At 59.4% G+C, this 21222-nt stretch carries 16 protein-coding genes and 1 rRNA gene; 4 read left to right on the top strand and 13 right to left on the bottom strand.

Features of this window, described 5'->3' with window-relative positions; genetic code table 11:
* Positions 1–6 precede the first annotated feature (6 nt).
* Positions 7–906, bottom strand: a complete 900-nt coding sequence (locus tag ACFFT4_RS17555) for an ABC transporter permease (RefSeq protein ID WP_378049820.1) — start codon at positions 904–906, stop codon at positions 7–9.
* A 191-nt stretch (positions 907–1097) separates the two neighbouring features.
* Here ACFFT4_RS17555 and ACFFT4_RS17550 point away from each other — a divergent pair, with 191 nt between their 5' ends.
* Both ACFFT4_RS17550 and ACFFT4_RS17545 read left to right on the top strand, forming a co-directional pair.
* On the top strand, positions 1098–2894 hold the full coding sequence (locus tag ACFFT4_RS17550) for a cache domain-containing sensor histidine kinase (RefSeq protein ID WP_378049818.1): 1797 nt from the start codon (positions 1098–1100) through the stop codon (positions 2892–2894).
* Positions 2895–2930: 36 nt separating this feature from the next.
* Positions 2931–4439: a response regulator gene (locus tag ACFFT4_RS17545; RefSeq protein WP_378049816.1), complete on the top strand. Its 1509-nt coding sequence runs from the start codon at positions 2931–2933 to the stop codon at positions 4437–4439.
* 112 nt (positions 4440–4551) lie between these two features.
* Here ACFFT4_RS17545 and ACFFT4_RS17540 read toward each other — a convergent pair whose 3' ends face one another.
* The 9 genes from ACFFT4_RS17540 to ACFFT4_RS17500 form a co-directional block, all read right to left on the bottom strand.
* Positions 4552–6999, bottom strand: coding sequence for an ATP-dependent Clp protease ATP-binding subunit (locus ACFFT4_RS17540; RefSeq protein ID WP_378049814.1), 2448 nt, complete (start codon positions 6997–6999; stop codon positions 4552–4554).
* 34 nt (positions 7000–7033) lie between these two features.
* The gene (gene mcsB / locus ACFFT4_RS17535; protein ID WP_378049812.1) at positions 7034–8098 is read right to left on the bottom strand and encodes a protein arginine kinase; all 1065 of its coding nucleotides are present in this window, start codon (positions 8096–8098) and stop codon (positions 7034–7036) included.
* A 16-nt stretch (positions 8099–8114) separates the two neighbouring features.
* Complete coding sequence (mcsA, locus tag ACFFT4_RS17530; protein ID WP_378049811.1) at positions 8115–8621, bottom strand: protein-arginine kinase activator protein McsA; 507 nt, start codon at positions 8619–8621, stop codon at positions 8115–8117.
* A gap of 19 nt (positions 8622–8640) precedes the next feature.
* Positions 8641–9102, bottom strand: coding sequence for a CtsR family transcriptional regulator (locus ACFFT4_RS17525; RefSeq protein ID WP_378049809.1), 462 nt, complete (start codon positions 9100–9102; stop codon positions 8641–8643).
* A gap of 185 nt (positions 9103–9287) precedes the next feature.
* Positions 9288–10391 (bottom strand): glycosyltransferase family 4 protein, encoded by a 1104-nt coding sequence (locus tag ACFFT4_RS17520; RefSeq protein WP_378049807.1) that lies wholly within the window; start codon positions 10389–10391, stop codon positions 9288–9290.
* Positions 10392–10412: 21 nt separating this feature from the next.
* Entirely contained in the window at positions 10413–11624 is a 1212-nt protein-coding gene (locus ACFFT4_RS17515; protein WP_378049805.1) for a hypothetical protein, read from the bottom strand.
* Between the two features lie 16 nt (positions 11625–11640).
* A complete protein-coding gene (locus tag ACFFT4_RS17510) occupies positions 11641–12591 on the bottom strand; it encodes a GDP-mannose 4,6-dehydratase (protein WP_378049804.1) in 951 nt (316 codons plus the stop codon).
* Positions 12591–13628, bottom strand: coding sequence for a mannose-1-phosphate guanylyltransferase (locus ACFFT4_RS17505; RefSeq protein WP_378049802.1), 1038 nt, complete (start codon positions 13626–13628; stop codon positions 12591–12593). Before ACFFT4_RS17505 ends, ACFFT4_RS17510 begins: the two co-directional genes overlap by 1 nt.
* A 166-nt stretch (positions 13629–13794) precedes the next feature.
* Complete coding sequence (locus ACFFT4_RS17500; RefSeq protein WP_378049800.1) at positions 13795–14928, bottom strand: glycosyltransferase; 1134 nt, start codon at positions 14926–14928, stop codon at positions 13795–13797.
* Between the two features lie 188 nt (positions 14929–15116).
* Between ACFFT4_RS17500 and ACFFT4_RS17495 the strand changes: the two genes are divergently transcribed.
* On the top strand, positions 15117–16238 hold the full coding sequence (locus ACFFT4_RS17495; protein WP_378049798.1) for a class I SAM-dependent methyltransferase: 1122 nt from the start codon (positions 15117–15119) through the stop codon (positions 16236–16238).
* A gap of 21 nt (positions 16239–16259) precedes the next feature.
* Positions 16260–17042: an FkbM family methyltransferase gene (locus tag ACFFT4_RS17490; RefSeq protein WP_378049796.1), complete on the top strand. Its 783-nt coding sequence runs from the start codon at positions 16260–16262 to the stop codon at positions 17040–17042.
* A 138-nt stretch (positions 17043–17180) separates the two neighbouring features.
* Here ACFFT4_RS17490 and ACFFT4_RS17485 read toward each other — a convergent pair whose 3' ends face one another.
* From ACFFT4_RS17485 to rrf, 3 genes are all read right to left on the bottom strand, one after another.
* Positions 17181–17963, bottom strand: a complete 783-nt coding sequence (locus ACFFT4_RS17485) for a class I SAM-dependent methyltransferase (protein ID WP_378049794.1) — start codon at positions 17961–17963, stop codon at positions 17181–17183.
* 16 nt (positions 17964–17979) lie between these two features.
* The gene (locus ACFFT4_RS17480) at positions 17980–20340 is read right to left on the bottom strand and encodes a glycosyltransferase (protein WP_378049792.1); all 2361 of its coding nucleotides are present in this window, start codon (positions 20338–20340) and stop codon (positions 17980–17982) included.
* A gap of 782 nt (positions 20341–21122) precedes the next feature.
* Positions 21123–21222 (bottom strand): 5S ribosomal RNA (rrf, locus tag ACFFT4_RS17475); the annotation flags it as partial.

Below are 21222 nucleotides of genomic sequence, written 5' to 3'. Positions count from 1 at the left end.
CCCTTCCTACCAGATGCCGGTGCCGGCATATTTGCGCGCCGCCTTGTTCGCCAGCAGCACAAGCGCCAGGCCGAACAGCGACTGGAACAGCGACATGGCGGTCGCCAAGCTAATCTGCAGCTGCGCGATCCCTTGCCGGTACACCCAGGTATCGATGATGTCGCCGACGGAATAGGTCGCCGGATTGTAGAACAGCAGAACCTGCTCGCCGCCCGCATACAGGATCGAGCCGATCTGAATCGTGAACAGAAAGACGATAATCGAGCTCAGACCGGGCAGCGTAATGTGCCAGATCCGTTTGAGCGGTCCGGCCCCGTCGATTTTGGCGGCCTCGAACAGCGCCGGATCGAGAGCGGTCAGCCCCGCCAAGTAAATGATCGTCCCCCACCCCAGCTCCTTCCACACGCCCGTCCCGACCAGAATCGGACGAAACCAATTCTCCGAGGTCAGGAACGCGAACGTCCGGCCCGTTATCGCTTCCAGCACCTGATTGACGAATCCCGTATTCGCGAACATCGCGTAAGCGATGGCGTACATGATCACCCAGGAGAAAAAATGCGGGATGTACAGCACGGTCTGGCTGATCTTGCGAAATTTGGACGACGCAAGATCGAATAGCAGAATGGCCAATATAATAGGTGGAAAAAATCCGAATGCCAGTCTCAGCAGACTGATCTCCACCGTATTGCGGAGCACCCTGTAAAAATCGTTGTGGGCGAGAATGTGCTTGAAGTTGTCCAGCCCCGTCCACGGACTTCCCCATATTCCGCCCATCAGACTGTACTGCTTAAACGCCAGCACCGCCTGAAGGACCATCGGATAATAGCGGAAGCCGACGAAATAAACGACCGCGGGTATAAACAGCAAGTACAGCAGGCGGTGTTTCCAAATCCGTGTCCAAAGCATGCGATCGTCTCCTTTCCCGAAACGGCTTAGATTAAGCTTAGAAAAAAGAGAGACCGTTTGAAATAGGACATTCCTTGCGCTTGGGGGGTGATTCCGATCATTCGTCCGCCGGCAAATTGCGCGCAACCGCGCTTCATGGTTAACTGATTATGAACGTTCCGGCGCGCCTGAACGGCAGGGGAGGAGCCAACTTGAACCGAAGCAACCCGACGTGGGCCATCGACAATTGGCCCATCGCCACCAAGCTGATCGTCGTCTACTCGCTGCTGATTTCGATCGCCATCTCCGCGGTCGGCTATCTCTCCTATTCGTATTACAGCCGCTCGCTCGAGTCGCAGACCCGGGACTATATTCCGCAGCTGCTCGGCCAGACGAGCCGGCATCTGGACACCTATCAGAACGAGCTGCTGTACGTGACCAAGGCGGCGCTGAGCAAGCCGAACAACGCCACTCTTCTCGACGCACTCGAGCAGGCCGACTCGGAGGAGCAATGGCCGTCGCTGCGCACCGTTATCCGTCTCCACGAAGCGATCCGCCAATTAAACGCGGAGCAGAGGGCGTACGTGCGGGGGATTACGCTGTATACGAAAAACTCGGGGGCTTTTTACTATCGTCAAGGCGCCGGCGGCGTATGGCTCCCCCATCGCAATTACAAGAAGGAAATCTGGTTCGCCGATCTGGACGAGAGGAGCCCCGCGCCCCTGATTTACGGCACGGAGCAGCTTCGGGACGATCTGGACGCCCCGTACGTGTTCAAAATCATTCAGCCGCTGCGCCGTCCGGGCGGCCAGGAGCCGCAGGGCTTCCTGGAAGTGGAGGGCTCTCTGGAAATTATCAATACAATGCTTCTGGACGTGAACTTCGGACCGGACAGCCGCATTTTCGTGCTGGACCAGAACGACCGGATTATGTATGCGAAGGGCACCCGCCGCGCCGGCGAGGACTGGAACGCCGATTTCGGTCTGGACGACCGGGAGCTGTCCAGGCCGCGGCGGTCCAGCTTTACGACCTTGGACAATTCGCGCCACCTCGTGACGCATACCCGGTCCGGCCAGACCGGTTGGAAGGTCGTCGCGGTTATCCCCGCCGAGTATCTGACCCAGGGGATCGCCAAGGTCAAATGGTGGACGCTGGCCGGCGTCGTGGCCGGAGCCAGCGTCGCGGTGGTGGCCGCGATCTGGCTCGCCTACAGCATGACGCGCAGGCTGAGGCTGCTCGTTCTCGGCTTGCGGGATCTTGAACGCAACGATTTCCAGATGCCGTTCCCCCGGGTCACCTCCGACGAGGTCGGGCACGTCTGGGGAGCTATCAGCAAGATGGCCGGGCGCATCCATGTGCTCATTAACGAGGTATACCAGTCCAAAATTTTGCGGCAGGAGGCGGAAATCCGCTCGTTGCAAAGTCAGATCAATCCGCATTTTCTGAACAATTCTCTGGAAACGCTGCGCTATCTCATCAAGAGCGGCCGAACCCGATCCGCCGAAGAGGGAATTATCGCGCTGGCCGATCTGTTTCGCTATCACGCCGTCCGGAACCAGGAGATGGTCTCGCTGGAGGTAGAGATGGCTTTTATGAAAAACTACCTGCAGATGCAGAAGCTTCGTTTCGGGGAGCAGTTGCAGATCCTGTACGACATCGACGAGCGGGCGCTGCCAATCGAGCTGCCGGGCCTTCTGTTCCAGCCGCTCGTGGAAAACGCCATCCGCTACGGCGGAGACGAGACGGGGCTGATCTCGCTGACAATCCGGATCAAAAAAACGGAAGAGCATCTGTCGATCTCGGTCATCGACGAAGGCAAAGGCATTCCTCCGGACAGGCTAAACGCCATCTGGAGCGCACTGGAGCTGGACTCCGACCAGCAAGGCAGCATCGGCCTGCTGAACGTCCACCGCCGTTTGCGGCTGATTTATAAAGACCAAGGCGAGATGTTCATTCGCAGCGAGGAAGGCAACGGAACAATCGTCACCCTGAAGCTTCCGCTTGCTTAGAGCGGACCATTACGAAACGACCGGAGGGATGCTGAAATGAACGTGCTGATTGTCGACGACGAGGAAACGATACTTCGCGGCCTTGCCGCCCAATTGGAGGAGCTTCCGGTCCCCGGCATCGACCGGGTTCACTGCGCGTTGAACGCTTCGGAGGCTTTGAATCTTCTGTCTTCGACCCCGGTGGATCTCGTCATCACGGATATCCATATGCCGGGCATAGACGGCCTCTCCCTGACGGGCACGATCCGACATCGCCATCCCGATATCCCGGTCGTCATCCTGACGGGCTACAACGATCGCGCTTACTTACAGCAGGCGATACGGCTGAAGGCCGAGGACTACTTATTCAAGCCGGTGAAGCCGGCCGATCTTCTGCAATTGTTCGAACGGCTCGGAGAACGCCAGACCAGAGACCGCAAGACCAGCCGCTTCGTCGATATCGAGCGGTTCGAGTCGCTTCCGTTCCCGTTCAAGGCGGTGATGGCCTGTGATCTGGACGAGGGCAGCGCAGATCGGCGCAGCCAGCTTGGCGACGACGAAATGATCCTATGGATGTATCGTCAAGTGATCCACGAAGCCGCGGAAGCGCTGGAGGATATCTATTTCATATCCCCCGGCTCGTCGCTTGACCCCTGCAATCTGCTGATCGCATCGGGCGCGGCCACGGCCGAAGAAGCGATCGGCAAGCTGGAGAAGCTCGCCTCGTCGATCGGCGAATTCTGGTCGCGCAGCATCCGGCTCGGCATCAGCTTCGGCCTTTCCTCCGGCCGCGAACGAAGCGTTCCGTTCTCCGAGCCGCGCAAGGAAGCCTGTGTCGCGCTGCTTTACCGTCTGGGAATGGGCGGCGGCCTCCATCGGTTCGCGCCGCCTGACGGGCCGATCGCCAAGTCGTCGAGATCGGAGCTGCAGACGGCGATCGAGCTGGCGGACTCCGGCGCCATACTGACGGAGCTGAAACGCGAGCTCGCGCGCGTCCTCGACGGCGCGCCGGACTCCCGAATGCTCGCGGCGGAGGAGCTTCTGCAATTTCTGTACGCCCATCTGGCCCAATGCTATCCCGCCGATAGCCTGCCGCTGTTCCAGCGGGCAGCTACGCTGACTGAAAAGCTTGTCTGGGCAAGGACGGAAGAGCAATTCGCGCAGCTGTTCATGCTTGAAATGAACGAGTGGCTCGGCTCCGTCATCCCGGAGCATTCCGAATACGGAATTGTGGCCTTGGCCAAATCGGTCATCCAGGCACGGTTCTCGGAGCCGCTCAACATCGGAGAGGTAGCCGCCGCGGTCTACGTCAGCCCGAGCCATCTCAGCCGACTCTTCCGCGCGCAGACGAATACGACCTTTCTGGAATATTTGACAAACGTGCGCGTCGAGGAAGCCAAGAAGCGGCTGACGGACCCCCGGGCCAAGGTGTACGACATCGCCGTGCAGGTCGGGTACAGCGATTGGAAGCATTTCAGCCGCGTGTTCAAAGAAGCGACCGGCTTCCATCCGAGCGATTACCGCACGAGGACGATGGGCGCCCATTCGACCGGAAACGAAACTTGAGCGGGCGGGCCGGCCATCCCCTTGCCCGAAAAAAACCGTTCCGCAGGCCGTTAAGCCTTACGGAACGGTTTTCTTTTTCATGCGTTTGATTCGCGCAAGCCGGCAAATCGTCTTAAGCCTTGGACAGCTCGATCTCGCCCTTCTGCTTGACGACCAGGCCGCCGTCTTCCTCGTCGATGACGAGAGCGTGGCCTTTGGAGATTTTGCCGAGCAGCAGATCCTCCGACAGCCGATCCTCGATATGCTTCTGGATCGCCCTGCGCAGCGGACGCGCGCCGTACTGCGGATCGTAGCCTTCCTTCGCCAGGAACGCCTTGGCCGATTCGGTCAGCTCGAAGCTGACGTCGTGCTCGACGAGGCGCTTGCGAAGATCGTCGGCCATCAGCGTTACGATCTGCGCGATGTGCTCCTCGTTCAGCGGGTGGAACACGATCGACTCGTCGATCCGGTTCAGGAACTCCGGACGGAACGACTTCTTCAGCTCCGAGAGCACCTTCTCCTTCATGTTCTGATAGTCGCGTCCCGCATCCTGCGCGGCCGTGAAGCCGAGCGTGGAGTTTTTCTTGATCTGCTCCGCGCCGACGTTGGACGTCATGATGATCAGCGTGTTGCGGAAGTCGACCGAACGGCCCTTGGAGTCGGTCAGACGGCCGTCCTCAAGCACTTGCAGCAGGATGTTGAACACTTCCGGGTGAGCCTTCTCGATCTCGTCGAGCAGCACAACCGAGTACGGCTTGCGGCGCACCTTCTCGGTGAGCTGGCCGCCCTCGTCGTAGCCGACGTATCCCGGAGGCGCTCCGACCAGACGGGAAGTGGAGTGCTTCTCCATATACTCCGACATGTCGATGCGGATGACCGCGTTCTCGTCGCCGAACATCGCTTCCGCGATCGCGCGGGCCAGCTCCGTCTTGCCGACGCCCGTAGGTCCGAGGAAGATGAAGGAGCCCATCGGGCGCTTCGGATCCTTGAGACCGGCGCGGGCGCGGCGAATGGCGCGGGATACCGACTTGACGGCTTCCTCCTGGCCGATGACGCGATCGTGCAGGATGCTTTCCATCTTCAGCAGGCGCTCCGTCTCTTCCTCCGCGAGCTTGCTGACCGGAATGCCGGTCCAGCTGGCCACCACTTGCGCGATATCCTCGGGCGTGACCTCGGAATCGGTGCGGCCTTGCTTTTCCTTCCACTGGTTCTTCGTGAAGTCGAGCTCCTCGCGGATTTTCTGCTCGGTGTCGCGCAGAGCGGCCGCTTTCTCGAATTCCTGGCTCTGAACGGCGGCGTCCTTCTCCTTGCGGATATCTTCGAGACGCGTTTCGAGCTGCTTCAGGTTAGGCGGTACCGTGTAGGAATTGAGCCGAACCTTCGACCCCGCCTCGTCGATCAGGTCGATCGCTTTGTCCGGCAGGAACCGGTCCGGAATGTAGCGGTCGGACAGCTTCACCGCCGCGTCGATCGCCTCGTCGGTAATTTTCACCCGGTGATGCGCCTCGTAGCGATCGCGCAGGCCGAGCAAAATTTGCACCGCTTCCTCCGGCGTCGGCTGATCCACCGTAATCGGCTGGAACCGCCGCTCCAGAGCCGCGTCCTTCTCGATATATTTGCGATATTCGTCCAGCGTCGTCGCGCCGATGCACTGCAGCTCGCCGCGCGCCAGCGCCGGCTTCAAAATGTTCGAGGCGTCGATCGCGCCTTCCGCGCCGCCCGCGCCGATGAGCGTGTGCAGCTCGTCGATGAACAGGATGACGTTGCCGGCTTGACGGATTTCGTCCATGATTTTCTTCAGACGGTCCTCGAACTCGCCGCGATACTTCGTGCCGGCGACGACCGAGCCCATGTCCAGCGTCATGACGCGCTTATCGCGCAGCGTCTCGGGAATCTCGTTGTTGACGATGCGTTGGGCCAGCCCTTCGGCGATCGCCGTCTTCCCGACGCCAGGCTCTCCGATGAGTACCGGATTGTTCTTCGTCCGGCGGGAGAGCACCTGGATCACGCGCTCGATCTCCTTCTGCCGACCGATGACCGGATCGATGTGTCCTTCCCGCGCGCTGGCGGTCAGGTCGCGGGCCAGGCCGTCCAGCGTCGGCGTGCTGACGTTGGCGGACGGACCGTGGTTCTGCGACGCGCTCTCGTTGCTGCCCAGCAGCTGCAGCACCTGCTGGCGCGCCTTGTTCAGGCTGATGCCCAGGTTGTTCAGCACCCGGGCCGCGACGCCTTCGCCCTCGCGAATGAGGCCGAGCAAAATATGCTCCGTGCCGACGTAAGTGTGGCCCAGCTTGCGAGCCTCGTCCATCGACAATTCGATCACCTTCTTGGCGCGGGGAGTATAAGCGATGTTGGTCGGCTGCTCCTGTCCGCGGCCGATCAGCGATTCGACCTCGTCCTGGATTTTCTCGAGTCCCAGTCCGAGAGCGATCAGCGCCTTGGCGGCGATGCTCTCCCCTTCCCGGATCAAGCCGAGAAGAATATGCTCCGTACCGATATTATTGTGTCCCAGCCGCACCGCTTCTTCCTGGGCCAGGGCCAATACCTTCTGCGCACGTTCCGTAAATCTGCCAAACATCATAAGAAACACCTCCAATAAATTTAGAATAAAACATTTATGAAAGAGTTGCCAGTCGGGAACGGATGAATTCCGCCCGCGATTTGTCCCGATCCTCCGGGCTCATCGCTTCCCCGTACGTCAACTGGAGAAAACCGGGCTGCGTGGAGACGAGCAATTCGTTCAGCGCCTGCGGATCGACCTCCGGCAGCAAGCCCAGATGGGAGCCGAGCCGAATGTCGGACAGCCGCTGCGCCGCTTCCTTCGAATCCATGATCAGCGCCTGCGTCAGGATGCCGTACGATCGGCGAACGCGGTCCTCGACGCGCAGTCTCGATTCGCCCAGCAGCTTCGCCCGCGCCGACTTCTCGTGCTCGATGATCTGGCGCGCCACCTGGAACAGGTTGTCGATGATCTCCTGCTCCGACTGCCCGAGCGTCACCTGGTTGGACACCTGGAACAGGTTGCCCGTCGCTTCGCTGCCTTCTCCGTAGATGCCTCTGACGGCCAGCCCGACCTGGGTTACCGCCGACAAAATCCGGTTGATCTGCCCCGTCATGACCAGCGCGGGAAGGTGCATCATGACCGAGACGCGAATTCCCGTGCCGACGTTCGTCGGACAGCTCGTTAAGTATCCGTACTTCTCGTCGAAGGCGTAATCGACCTGCTCTTCGAAAATATCGTCGATCTTGCTGGCCGAATCCCAGGCCTCGTTCACCTGAAACCCCGAGCATAAACATTGAATGCGAAGATGGTCCTCTTCGTTAATCATTACACTAATCTCTTCGTTCGGACTCAGAATCAGCGCTCCCGCCCGGGATTCGTTCGCCAGATTCGGGCTGATCAGATGCTTCTCGACCAGCACGAGCTTCTCCAGCTCGGTCAGCTCCGACAGCCGGACCTGCTCGATCTTGCCGAGCCCGTTCAGACGGCCGTTCTCCGCCACGGCGAGCAGCTGGTCCGCGACCGCCTGCGCCTGCTCCGAACTCGCCATAAGCGGGAAAGGCCGGTTGCGCAAGTTGCGGGCGATTCGTACGCGGCTGCTGATCACGACCTCCGACTCGGGGCCGCTGCCCTTCATCCACTGACTAAGCGCCTGCTTCGTGAATTTTCTTTTCGCCATCGTTCATCCCTGCCTTTCAGCCGCTCATTTCGCTCTCGAGCTCGCGAATCCGGTCCCGCAGCTGAGCCGCGGTCTCGAAGTCCTCGCGCTCGATCCTGCCCTGCATTTCCTTCTTCAGCTGCTCGATTTCGCGCTTCGTCTTCAAGTGGCCGCCGGCCCGCTTCGGCACCTTGCCGACATGGACCGTATTGCCGTGCACCCGCTTCAGCAGCGGGTCCAGCCGCTCGGCGAAATGCTTGTAGCAGTCGCTGCAGCCGAACCGGCCGACTTTGGCGAACTGCGCATAGGTCATCCCGCAGGTGTCGCATTTCACTACCGGCGGCTTGGCCGTCTGGCTGCGGGATTCGAAATCCATCAGTCCGGAGAGCAGATTATGGATGGAAAATCCGCCCGCGGTTCCCGGAAGCAGCTCCCCCTTCTCCCTGGCGCACGTCTCGCAAATGTGCAGCTCGGTTTTCTCTCCGTTGACGAATTTCGTAAAATGAAGCGTAGCCGGCCGTTTGCCGCATTCCTGGCATTGCATAGCTCTCAGCCTCCTCTCGTCATTTCGCAAGCAAGGCGATCAGCATCGCCTTGAGCAGCTTCGCCCGGATCTCGTCGCGGATCGGAAGCTTCAGCGCCAGCGTGTCGCGCGAGACGGCCGCTTTCAGCAAATAAGCTTCCCGTTCGGTCAGAAAACGGGCTTCCTCCAGCTGGTAGATCAACCCTTCCGCCGTCGTCTGGTCGATTCTGTCCCCGACCGTCTGGCGAATATGGCGCTGAACCGCCTCCAGCGAAGGAAGATCGACGCGTTGGATGCGAATGTACCCGCCTCCTCCACGTTTGCTTTCCACGTAGTAGCCCTTCTCCAGCGTAAAGCGCGTGCTGATCACATAGTTGATCTGCGACGGCACGCAGGAGAATTTGTCGGCGAGCTCGCTTCGCTGAATTTCGATCGCGCGCCCCTGGTTGCTCTCCAGGCTTTGCTTCAGATAGTGTTCGATAAGATCGGATATATTACGCACGTCAGGCCTCCTTTCGGCACGGTTCTGACTTTGACTTTCTTTGACTATATCTCTATTATACGCCGTTTCCTTTAAAATGCAACATGCCGAAGCCCCCTCGAGAAGGAAAATCGACCAACTAAAAAAAGAATTCCGATCGGGGGGAGGAGTCGGAGATCTGACCCTCGTTATTCCCCCGAATCGGATCAGCTCGAAGCGAAATTTCCTTGACGCAGCCGGCCGAGGATCGTTCGACCGACCGTCTCCGGGGAGAAGAACGTCCGAATGGTTCTCTGACCGTTGGCCGCGATCCGCCGCCGCCACTCTTCGTCGTATACCGCCTTCCACATCAGGTGCACGGCATGTTCCAGATCGGGCTCCGCCCATAGCTGATGCGCTTTGTACGGACCGTAATGGCTGCCGACCCGGATCAGCGAGCAGCGGACCGCGCCGGAATTCGTCTCGTCCATGAAGTCGACGTTGCCGGACCAATGCGTGCCGATGACCGGCTTGCCCAGATACATCGCTTCGGCCAGAGGCAGTCCGAAGCCTTCGGAGCGATGCAGCGCCACATAACAATCCGCGCACGCAAGCAGAGCGTTGGCTTCGGAACGGCTGAGCACCCGGTCGATGATCCGCACGTTCGGCAGCCCCTCCGCCTCCTGCCGCAGATTGTCGGATTCCGCCTGCTGCGGATTGTTCATTTTGATGACCAATCCGGCCTGCATGCCGTATCGCTCGACGGCCAGGCGGTAAGCCTTCAGCACGGCGGACGGATTTTTGCGGGAGGAATAGCTGTACGTATCGTACATGCACAGGAACAGAAACCTGCGCCGCGGCAAGCCGAACGCCGTCCGGTCCGTCCCTTCGGGCACCTCCACGCGGATGCCGTGCGGGACGACGGAGACGGGAACGGGCGATTTCTTCGCCACGCTGTCCCGGACGAAAGCCGAAGGCACCCACACCTCGTCCAGATGACGAAAGCCTTCGGCGTATTCGTCCGGGAATTCCGGAAGCTCCCAGTGCCAATATCCGATGTTGTGCCTACCCCCGAACCAATCGTCTCCGAGCTCCGCATAGGCGACCGGCATCTGATCGGCATTGATGTGGAACAGGTTGACCGGATAGAGCGGCTCTTCGATCTCGGCCGACCTCCAGGACAGATCCCGGTCGCGCGAAAAGTTGCCGCCCGAGAAGTTCAGAATGCCGAACGGAATCCCCGCCTCGCTCAGCGCTCCGGCCGCCAGCCGGCACGACTCTCCGATTCCCATCTCGTACCTCGCATAGCCGATCAGGTTAACGCCGGACATATCGCCATCCCCCTGTCCCTCCTAAGCGTAGATCATCGAATCGATGACCGGATGCCAGACGACCGGATCGACGCCGTACTCGATCGGGACGAATTGTCTGGCCCAGGCCATCAGGCTGTGGCGGCTTGCCCCCTGGGGTTCCGGAAACAGCCGCTGCAGGTCGACCCGGGTCTCGTAGATTTCCCTCAGCAGGTTCGGCAGCGGGGCGCTGGAGGTTGCCGCGGTAAACAACCAGCGATAGAAACCGTTCGGAGTCAGCGTCTGGAACGGATTGCCGAAATGCGCGGGCGCTCCGAGCTTCCGGTACAGCTTGCGAACGACGGGCGGCACGACGACGCCGTTGTCGAAGTAATTGTAAGCGTAGCGCCAGCCCGCGGACGCGGCGTAACCGTTCGCGATCAGGCGGGAGACGTATCCCTGGAACAGCCCGTACAGGTCCGGGAAGTCCGTCCATTGGTGACGCGTCTGATGCTTGGAGATGCGGACGAGATCGGCGGACAAACCGCTGAAGTGGTAGAAAACGACCGGCTTCCCGCCGATTTCGTACATGCCGTTGCGGTGGACGATCGGGCGTTCGTGCAAGTTCCAATAGGCGGCATTGTAGGCGGGGTCCTTCCAAATCCGAACGCCTTCGAACAGGGCGGGAACGAAGTCGATCCATTTCTGGTCGACATGATAACCCCGGGCCGGGTCCATCACGCACTCTCTCGTTAATCTGGCCTTCCACCAGTCCAGCATGCGCAGCGCCTCATCCTTGCGGGACAAAGCGATAAAGCCCAGATTGTAAACCCCGGCTTGCAGCAGCTCCGCCTCTCCCGGCTTCTGCAGATCGGGCGGGAGAGGGGTGAGAATATGCGGGGTCAGCACGATCGAATACCGCGGCAGCCGGCGGTACAGATCGTCCATCCGCTGCGTGACGAGAGTGTCCGGGTCCAGATAGACGATCGATTCCAGTCCGCGCCGAACAAGCAAATATTCCAGAAAAAACGGTTTGACCGCCGTATTGAACTCCGTAATATCGTACTGAAATCTCATGTCGGGGGATGACGGCAAGCCGATCTCCGGCAAGCGCACCCATTCGAACGACGGTTCGCTGGCTTGGATCTGCCCTTCGTCTTCGTCCGCCAGCAGGACGTACACCTTGCCCGTCGGATGGTGCTCGAGGAACGACTGCGCGAGCGTACGGGCCATCGCAATATAGTTTTTGGAGATTATCGTGCATAGATTATCCATTCGGCCGGCTCTCCCTTCAAGGCTGCGAACGCCAATATTGAAGGAGATCCTCCATCGTCCGCTGGAACGGAATCTCCGGCTTCCATCCCGTCGCTTCCTGAAACTTGCGGTAATCGCCGAGCAGAATCTGCACGTCAGAAGGACGCAGCCGGCTCGGATCGGTCTGTACCTCGATGCTGACGTTGCTGAAGCTGAGCAGCGTGTTCAGCATCTCTGCGATCGTGCAGCAGGTTCCCGAGGCGATATTATAGTTTTCTCCCGGCTGCCCCTTCTCCAAAGCCAGCCAGTAGCCGCGAACGACGTCGCGGACGTCGGTGAAATCCCGCTTCGCCTCCAGATTGCCGACGTGGATAACCGGCGCTTTCCGACCCTTCTCGATATCGACAATCTGCTTGGCGAAGTTGGACGTGACGAAGTTCTCTCCCCGGCGCGGTCCGGTATGGTTAAAGGTGATGGTCCGCACGACGTGGAGGCCGTAGCTTCGATGATACTGGTAGCCCAAGTAATCCTGGGCAACCTTGCTGATCGCGTACGGACTTAACGGGCGCAGCGGATTCGTCTCGCGGATCGGCGTCTCCTCCGGCTCCACCTGGCCGTATTCTTCGCTCGAGCAGGCGATCTGGATTTTCGCCGGCAATTCGAACCGGCGGACGGCTTCGAACAGATTGACCTGTCCGGCGACGTTGTTGTGGATCGTATCGATCGGCGAATTCCACGACGTCGGCACGAAGCTCTGCGCCGCGAGATGGAAAATGAGGTCCGGCCTCTCCCGGCCGATCAGCGTCTCGACCGAGAACGGATCGCGCAGCTCGCATTCCGCGAGACGGATCTCTTGGCGCAAGTGCGAGATATGATCCATGCGGCTTCGGTTGCGAATCGTTCCGACGACTTCCACGCCCTGCCGCAGCAGGAACTCCGCCATATGACTTCCCACGAAACCCGAAATGCCGGTCACGAGCGCTTTCATCAACCGACGCCTCCTCCCTGTTTTTCCACGTGCTGAACGATCGATTTCAGCTTCTGCTCCATCGACTTGTGGCAGATTAACACGCCCTCCGCCGTAGAGACGATAATGAGCTCCTCGGCTCCGATGACGATCGTCTTACGGCCTTCGGAAAAAATAATATTGCGGCTCGATTCGAACGCATGAACGGCCCCGTGCAAAATATTGCCGTTTGAATCGGCGTCCTCCTCGCGGATTCTCTCCAGCGACGCCCAGCTCCCCATGTCCTCCCACTCGTAGCGGAAAGGCAGCGTGAACAAATTGTCCGCCTTCTCCAGAACGGCGTAATCGACCGATATTTTCGGCAGGCTCGCATACACCCGTTCAAGATTCCGTCCGGCCTCCGTCAGCGCGCCCCACAGGGCCGGCTGGTGCTTCTCCATCGCTTCGGCGATCGTGGACGGCCGCCAGACGATAATGCCGCTGTTCCAGAACACGTCGGGCTTCGCGACCAATTGGAGCGCCGTCTCCCGATCCGGCTTCTCGATAAACGAGACGACCCGGCGCGCCCCCTCCGGCCTCTTGTCCCCGGAGGTCAGAATGTAGCCGTAGTTCGTCTCGGGACGCACTGGAACGATGCCCAGCGTCACGATCGCGCTGGAAGCTTCGGCGATCGTCTCCGCCTTGCAGAACGCTTCGTACAGCGCCAGAATATTCGGGATATGCTGATCGGACGGCATCATGACGAGCGTCTCGTCGTCGTCCAGCCGAAGGAAGTGCAGCGCCGACAGCGCCGCGCAGGGCCCCGTATCCCGCTGCACGGGCTCCAGAATCAGCCTGGCGTCGTCCAGCTCCGGCAATTGCTCCAGAACGAGCGCCCGATACAACTCCGCGGTGACGACGTAGATTTGCTGCGGAGGCACGATTCGGGCCAGGCGGCGATAAGTGAGCTGGAGCATCGTCTCCTCCGAGGTTAACGCGAGAAACTGCTTGGGCCGATCCTCCACGCTTCTCGGCCACAGGCGGCTGCCCTTCCCGCCTGCCATTATGACGATTTTCATGTGTCAGATCCCCTTCGCTGGTATCAACGGATTCCGATCTCGGCGGATCGACCGCTGCAAATGCACGGTTTATTGTATGGACGGCCCGCCCGGATGGCATGGACGATTAACTACCGCGCGCAAAATGGTCCTTCCGCCCTGTTCCGCCGATACGTTCGGGGAGGCTTCAATTCATGCCGAGCAGCTGCCTGATTTTGCCCCCGATCACGGAGGGGGAATACTCGAAATGCACGTCGAACGCCGCTTTTCTGCTGATTCTCTCCCGCTTGGAACGATCCTCGAACAGCTCCCGCATCGCCCCGCCTACCCGGTCCGGCCGAATATCGGCCCACATATGGCTGAAGTAATATTCCGGACGCTCCGTCTGCAGCTTGGCGTCGACCGGCACCAGTTCCTTCTCCGGCTCGATCAGCACGCTGTTGACTCCGTTCATGAACTCCGTGTATCCTCCCCAGTTCAGGCCAATCGCCGGTTTGCCGAGCGCCATCATTTCCATCGCGGGCATTCCCCATCCGGCCCGGTCCACGGACACGTAGGCGTCGCAGCTCGAATACAGATCGATAAGCTCCTGCTCCCCGAACGGCTCCACGATGACGAAGATTTGCGAGAACAGCCGGTCCGCGGGTACGTAGGAACGAATGACCGCCATGACGTCCTCCGGCTTGTAGCCGCTGTGGACGTACACCTTCAGCACGAGCGACACGTCCTCCGTCCGGTCGAACTCCCGGCAGAACGAATAGATCAGCAGATCGACGCCTTTGCGAAAATCAAAACCGAACACGTACAAAAACGAGAAATTTCTCAGCGGCGGAGTAAACACGATACGGTTATAGGGTCTGCCCGGATAAAAGCGCGTTACGTCGATCGGATAGGGAACGACGCGCAGCTTGCCCGGATCGACGCCGCTTCGCGAGAACGTCTCGAAATTGAACTTGGAGGGCACCCAAACCTCGTCCAGTTGATTGCACAGGTGCGGCCAATCCCCGGGAACGCGATCGGTCTCGAACAAGGTGACGCCGATCGTTCTCGCGACCTTTACCGCGGGACGATGCATTTGAAAATGGGGCGGCACTCCGTGCTGGATGCAGACGGGACGGTCGCCGATCTCGTCCGTGGACAAGCTCTCCAGCCATTTCACCGTCTCTTCTCCGATTTCCGTCTTGTGCCGGCTGGCCATCGTCGGCGCGATGTAGACGGGGATTTCCGCCGCCTCCAGCGCCCGCAAATAGTTGCGCGATACGTTCCCGTAGCCGCCCATATCGTAAACCGGGCCGACCCAGTAGACTCCCGTACAGGTCAACGAGCATCGCCTCTCCTTCTTCGCCACTCCCGTTTTTCGTCAGTATATGAACGCACAGGCGGCGTTGCTTCGCATCCTGGCCATTAACGCGTCCCGCACCGACATTTGTCCATGCACATTAACGTTCGCCGCATATACTTCATTACTGGTGTGAATTATCTATCCCGTTAAAGGAAGGAGCTCGCCCTATGGGAATTGCCGGCCTGGAGCTGTTCAACTACTTCTTGTGCGACCTCGAGCCTCTTCCCTACAACCGGCTGCCTTACGGCAACTGCTCGGAGCGCACGATAGAGATCCCGATCGCCATTCGCTTTCTTCGCCGGATGGAGGCGGGGCTTCGCGAGCCGTACCTGGAGATCGGCAACGTCTTCGCCAACTACTTGCCGCTGCTCGATCCGCACCCCGAGCTGACAAACCGGATCGTCCTCGACAAATTCGAGGAGGCTCCCGGCGTCCTGAACGAGGACCTGATGGATTACCGGGAGAAGCACGCCCTGATTCTTTGCCTGTCCACCGTGGAGCATATCGGCCAGCATGCGTACGGAGAGCAAAAATCGGGCGACCGCGAAGCCCCGCTGCTCGCCCTTCGCCATCTGTATAATTTGCTGAAGCCGGGCGGCTCCGCACTCGTTACCGTGCCCTTCGGCAAATTGATGGACATGGGGTGGCTCATCCAGTTCAGCGACGAGTACCTCCGGCTGTTGACCGACAGTTACGGCGTTCCTGCCGAAGCGCTGGACGTTTCCTACTTTCGCAAGCTCGATATGGATATGCATCTGAACAATCCGAAGCAGTGCTGGATTCAATGCGGCAAGGAGGAGCTGGCGGATAAACGCTTCGACAGCCCGTTCATGTTCGCCAACGGCATCGCCGTCATCCGCATGCGGAAAACCGGTCCCGACGTTATGACCGAACCGCGCCCCCACGAGCCGCTGACCTTCGAGCCCGCGCCGACCGTATCCAGCGTCTACTTCGCCCCTTTTGTCCGGCCCGCGGGGTTCGACAAGGACGGCTACTTTCCCGCCGCTCGGCCCGGCTACGTTTTCTACGGTCCGTCGTTGACGCTGGCTCCCAAAAGCTACGTCCTTGAGGCTTCGTTCGAGATCGAAGGCCCCGGGGAGTTTACTTTGGAGGTGACCTCGAATCGGGGGCGCCGCCGGTTGTGGAGCCGTAAAATCGTCCGCAGCGAACGGCTGTCGGCTCCGATCGAAATCAAGCGGGAAGAGCACCAGTCGGAAATTCGCCTGTATCAGCATAATGCCGCGAACTGCCGCGTGCGGGTGCCTTGTCTCGTCCTGAACGAGGCGTAAACGAATCTAGGAGGAATCGAATTGTTCGATCTGACCCGACCTCACGTCTACGTAGGTGATCACACGATATTGACCAATTTGAATGCCGGTCCCGCCATGTTCCTCGATTTGCGCGATCCCGTCTGCATGGCGATCTATCTTACCGGGGAATGGGAAGGCTGGCTGACGGGAACGTTTCTGTCCGTCGTCAGACCGGGCATGATCGTGCTGGACATCGGCTCCCACAGCGGCTACTTTACGCTGCTGGCCGCCCAGCAGGTCGGTCCGACGGGCTACGTTCACGCGTTCGAGCCGAATCCGTTCCATCATAAAAACCTGATCAAGAGCGCGTCCGTCAACGGATACGCCCACGTGCTGCTTCACCGCGTGATGGTCTCGGATAAGAACGGCGAGGAAGTGATCGAGACGAAAGGAGACGGCGGCTCAAGCATCGTCTATCCGGCTCTGGCTCCGCTTATTCCGCCGACGAAAACGAAGGTGCGCAAAGCCATCCTGAAAGAACTGATCGTCCCTCATACGAAGGTGGACGTCATCAAGATCGACATCGACGGCGGAGAGCCGTATATTATGGACAGTCTGTTCGAGGTGATTGACGCGAGCGGCCGAATGGTGATCTTCATGGAGTACCTGCCTCTGCTGTGGGGAGGCCACGATCCTCGTCCGATCATGCAGAGATTTTACGACCGGCGTTTCGCGATCTTTAACGTGGCGATGGACAGATCGGGCATGAAGCCCGTTACGATAGACGAGCTGGCCGCTCACAAAGGCCATCTTCACTGGGATCTGATCATGGTGCGCCATTAATTGCGGTTGGAGGCAGAGGGATAGCGGACTTTAGACCCGCTCGCTGAATCGCCACCAAAAAAACGAGGCGCGTTCGCTTCCGGAGAATAAGCGGGAATTGGTTTCTCGCTTGCATCCGAAGGGACGCGCCTCGTTTTTTCACAGCTTCTCGATAATTAAACCGATCGAAGTCGATACGTACTGGCCGAGCTGAAGCCGGAGGTGTACCGGATTGTTGTACGGCGGAAGATCGACGTAGGATTCGAACGGACCTGCCCCCGCCGTATAATCCACCGTAATCCGGTAGCCTTCGCTTCTGAGTTCCGCGACCATCGCCTCGATATCTTGATTGCGGAAAATGACGAGCACCGGCGCTTCCAGCGTATCGACGTTGGAGGTCAGATTATACTCGGTCGTATGGACGGCAATTCCTCCGGGGCGAAGGCATTTCATCTGGTTGACGATAAACCGTTTGCCGTGCTCGATCGAACCGAGATGCTCGAAGCTGCAGGAGGACCAGGTAAAATCGAATTGCCCGGTATAGCCGGGATTAATATTGTTCATATCCGCGCTCTCGTGAGTGACCAGCTGTTGGAACTGATGAGGATCGCATAGTCCCCGCTCGTTCAAATCGGCCAGGCCGACGGCGTGCTGGTTCGTATCGACCCAGCCCTGCGCCTTGGCGCGCTCCACGTCCAGATCCGTCGCCACGATCTCGACTCCCTGCGAGGCGAACGCGGCGGCAAGCGGCTCCTTGCCCACGCCGAAGCCCAGCCCGCGCCGGAACGGCATCAGCTTGCCCCGCTGGCGAAGCGCCTCATAGATGTAACACCACTCCCATAGCTTGCGGTGATATCTCATCGCCTCGTTCAGCTTGACGCAAGCTTGGATAAACCACGGCTGCGTAAAATCCGTTTCCCGGCACAATTGCGATTGAAGCATCGCGCGCCCTCCTTCGTTACGTGTTTCGGATTTGCGGAACGCCTCCCGGACTTTCTTGAATCCGCCATAGCACCGTCGGATTTTCGCCGAAGGAGCTGCTCCGCTCGACCGCCTCCTGCAGCGCCTCCGAGAAGCCGGACAGCGAATGGCTCTCTCCCATATATTCGAGCCCGCGGGCGGACAGCGACTCCCTCTCCTCCTTGTTGCGATACAGCCTGGACATCGCCTGCAGCAGGGCAGACTCCTCCTCGTCATCCGGCTGGATTTTCACCGCCGAATCGTCGGGAACGAGACGGCAGAGATCGCCGTCGTACAGAATCGTCGGGATGCCTGAAGCGATCAGCTCGAGAGCGGCGTCGGGAGAAGGGTCCGCCTGCGGATCGCTTAGTGCGATTGCAGCGTGCGCTTTGGCCAGCTCCCGCCGGATTTGCGCGCGCTGAGGCTCTACCTTGAGACGAACGTACGTCTCCAGCCCCAGCCCGGCTACCCATTCTCCTAGCTCTTCGAAGGACGGGTTCTTGCCCCCGGACAGAATCGTATAGACGATAGAGGAGCAGCCTTCGTCGATCAGCTTGCGCAGGCAGCGGAGAATAAGCCGGTAAGGAGGACGGCTGCGATCGGCGGACACGGTGGCGAAGCGGAACGGCGCTCGGCCTCCCGGATTTCCGGCTGCGGACGCCATCGCGGGGGCGGGTACTTCGATCACGTTGCGATATTGCCGGTGCAGCAGCCGATCTTTCGTCCGGCTGCCATAGACGATGATCGATTTCGCATGCTCGAGGTAACAGCGATCCACGGGAACGGCGGAACGAAGCGCCGTTCCTCCGAGCACGGCGTCCATCCATAGCGGAGCGGCGGCCGGTCCGAATTCTTTGTCCAGTGCCCGATAATAAGCGTGAAGATCGTTGCGCTCGACCGTACGCCTCCAAATCAGCTCGTGCAGATGATTCCCGTTCAGGACGACGATGCCCGGAATGGTCTCCATGGCGGCCAGATAAGGTACGACGAACGAATGCCGTTCCTCGTTGCCGATCTCGTAGATGACATAATCGTATTTCGTCTTGCGGCTGTCGAACTCGGTGTGGAGATACACCGCGATCGGGCTCTCCTCCGTCCGCTCTTCCTCGGCCGAATCGTCCAGCAGCTCTTCCACGAACACGTCGATCTCGCCGCGGTTCGTCAAATAGGGGACCGTGTGAAAAAGAGCGCCGTAAGCCCCGGGATAAAAGGAATGCCGCGGAGCGAAAACGGCGATTCTGCGCCGGTAAACCTTCTCGTACCCCTCCGTCACTTTAAGCGCGACCGATTCCCAGTTGTAGCGACGCGCCTGCTCCAGTCCTTTGACCGCCAGCTCCCGCGCCAACTGGGGGTTGCCCAGCATATGGACGATGCCGTTGGCGATGCTCTCGCGGCTGGCCGGATCGACCTGATACACGGCCTCTCCTCCGATCTCCGCCAGCGAAGAGTTGTTGGAGGTCAGCACGGGCGTCCCGCAGGCCATCGCCTCCACGATCGGCAGCCCGAATCCTTCATAGAGCGAGGGGAAAGCGAACAAAGCGGCGCCTCCGTACAGCTCCACCAGATCTTCGTCCGGCACGTAACCCGTCACGACAAGCGAACCCCCGTCTCCGAGCAGACGTGCCTGTTCGAGCATCGCCCTTTTCTCGTCCTCCGAGGAATTGTAGACGATGACCAGCTGATAGCCGTTGGCCAGCAACCGATTCGCGCTCACGAAAGCCTCGATGAGTCTTGCCAGGTTCTTGCGAGGATCGTCTCCGCCCGTGCAGAGCACATAAGGTTTCACGATGCCGTAACGGAGCGGCGCCGCGGGTACCGCTCCCGTCGGCAGCGGCTTGAACTTCGGATCGTAGCCGCCCATGACGACGCTGATCTTGGCGGGGTCCATTCCGGTCAACCTGACGGCATCGGTCTTCGTCGTCTCCGAGATGGCGTAGATGATGTCGCACGACCGGATCATCTCGATGACCTTCATATAGATCGGCCTGACAAAATCGTTCATGTACTGATGCTCCAGCACGAGGGGGATGACGTCGTACAGCGTGGCGGCCACTCGGGTGTAGCCGAACCAGGCTTTGTTCAACATCGTATCGCTGTAGGCCTGGAACAGATTCGCCGGCAGATGGAACAAGTTGAACGGGCTCGTCATATGATACAGGTCGATCCGATTGCGGTACAGAAATTGCTGGAGTTGGTCCTTCAGGTAGTCCGCGCCCTTGCTCACGTCGGGATAGAAATAATAGAAAGAATCGCTCGTCTCCTGCTTCAAGATCGCTTCGATCATGTTTTGCGAATAGCGGCCGATCCCTCTCTTCATCGCCTCCGTCTTGGCGAAAAACATGTCGAACGCAATGTTCATCGGAATGGGTTCACCACCGTTCGCAGAGGTCTTCAACGTATACATGGTTATCGTATGTTTCCTCGGCCAGAGGGGATGGGCAAGCGCGGGGCCTCCGGCAAAAAAGGGCGGGCTTGCGACAAAACGATGCCAGCAACTGAGACGATCAGCAGTGGGAGTAGCGGTACAGTGCGAGGCAGTGGAAGTAATCAATGCACGCTACGGAGACGATCAGCATTGGAAGTAACGGTACAACGTGAGGTAGTGGAAGTAACCGGTGCACACAACGGAGACATTCAGTTGCGAAGTAACGGTACAACGCGAGGCAGTGGAAGTAACCGATGCACGCAACGGAGACGATCAGCAGTGGAAGTAACGGTACAACGCGAGGCAGCGCGGCGACCTTCAGTCGCTCCTTCTTCATTCAACCGCCATTGGAAAGCAAAAAGCACCCGGTTAAGGGCGCTTCTCTTGCAGGTCCAGCCTGGCACGGTCGGCAATGTTCTAAGAAATCGAGTAACGTCCTCCCAAAACCGCTCAAACGACCGCCTATGTTCTAAAGAATCGAGTATCGTCGCCACATTTCCGCTCAAATGGCCGCCTATGTTCTAAGAAATCGAGTAACGTCCTCCCAAAACCGCTCATGCGATCGCCAATGTTCTAAGGAATCGATTATCGTCGCTACATTTCCGCCCAAATGGCCGCCTATGTTCTAAACAACCGAGCATCGACTCCCCAATGCGGCACAGAGATCAGCAGTCACAGCAAAAAAGACACCCTCGAAAAGGTGTCTTCCAGATCCAGCCTGGCAACGTCCTACTCTCCCAGGACCCTGCGGTCCAAGTACCATCGGCGCTGGAGGGCTTAACGGTCGTGTTCGGGATGGGTACGCGTGGAACCCCT

This window comes from Cohnella cellulosilytica (assembly GCF_042431195.1).
GTDB lineage: Bacteria > Bacillota > Bacilli > Paenibacillales > Paenibacillaceae > Cohnella > Cohnella cellulosilytica.
Note: the sequence above shows the minus strand (reverse complement) of the source record. Positions and strands in the feature narration are given on the sequence as shown.

Bases quoted from the DNA above. Each gene is read 5' to 3' on its own strand.
- ACFFT4_RS17555 (WP_378049820.1), bottom strand. From the start codon at position 906: ATGCTTTGGACACGGATTTGGAAACACCGCCTGCTGTACTTGCTGTTT.
- ACFFT4_RS17545 (WP_378049816.1), top strand. From the start codon at position 2,931: ATGAACGTGCTGATTGTCGACGACGAGGAAACGATACTTCGCGGCCTT.
- ACFFT4_RS17540 (WP_378049814.1), bottom strand. From the start codon at position 6,999: ATGATGTTTGGCAGATTTACGGAACGTGCGCAGAAGGTATTGGCCCTG.
- mcsB (WP_378049812.1), bottom strand. From the start codon at position 8,098: ATGGCGAAAAGAAAATTCACGAAGCAGGCGCTTAGTCAGTGGATGAAG.
- mcsA (WP_378049811.1), bottom strand. From the start codon at position 8,621: ATGCAATGCCAGGAATGCGGCAAACGGCCGGCTACGCTTCATTTTACG.
- ACFFT4_RS17520 (WP_378049807.1), bottom strand. From the start codon at position 10,391: ATGTCCGGCGTTAACCTGATCGGCTATGCGAGGTACGAGATGGGAATC.
- ACFFT4_RS17515 (WP_378049805.1), bottom strand. From the start codon at position 11,624: ATGGATAATCTATGCACGATAATCTCCAAAAACTATATTGCGATGGCC.
- ACFFT4_RS17510 (WP_378049804.1), bottom strand. From the start codon at position 12,591: ATGAAAGCGCTCGTGACCGGCATTTCGGGTTTCGTGGGAAGTCATATG.
- ACFFT4_RS17505 (WP_378049802.1), bottom strand. From the start codon at position 13,628: ATGAAAATCGTCATAATGGCAGGCGGGAAGGGCAGCCGCCTGTGGCCG.
- ACFFT4_RS17495 (WP_378049798.1), top strand. From the start codon at position 15,117: ATGGGAATTGCCGGCCTGGAGCTGTTCAACTACTTCTTGTGCGACCTC.
- ACFFT4_RS17485 (WP_378049794.1), bottom strand. From the start codon at position 17,963: ATGCTTCAATCGCAATTGTGCCGGGAAACGGATTTTACGCAGCCGTGG.
- ACFFT4_RS17480 (WP_378049792.1), bottom strand. From the start codon at position 20,340: ATGAACATTGCGTTCGACATGTTTTTCGCCAAGACGGAGGCGATGAAG.